Source organism: Rhizobium sp. SVR5-9E, from assembly GCF_056755095.1.
Map to the genome: position 1 here is coordinate 1 of NZ_JBNDHS010000374.1, position 278 is coordinate 278.

Sequence of the window (278 nt, forward strand, 5' to 3'; positions counted from 1 at the left end):
TTTCAGTTCGGTCTTATTTTTCCACCGCCAGCGCCATCACCTGATCCGTGGTCATGATTTCAGCAAAGACATCCGCGACGCCTGCCAGCGCTGCACGCTGCAGCGTGTCGTGATCCACCATGCCCCCCTTCCCGTCATCCAGATCGCGCGTGGCTGTCGCATCTTCCGGAATAATCACGCTATAACCCAGCGGTACAGCATCACGTGCAGTCGATGAGATACACATATGCGTCATCAGGCCCGCCACGATGACCTTTTTAATTCCCTGTTTCTTTAAG

Annotated in this window: 1 protein-coding gene; it reads right to left on the bottom strand. The window is 54.3% G+C overall.

Features of this window, described 5'->3' with window-relative positions:
- Window positions 1–13: 13 nt before the first annotated feature.
- A partial coding sequence (locus ACPYOJ_RS35245; RefSeq protein WP_481420369.1) for a cysteine hydrolase family protein occupies window positions 14–278 on the bottom strand: 265 nt, incomplete at its 5' end.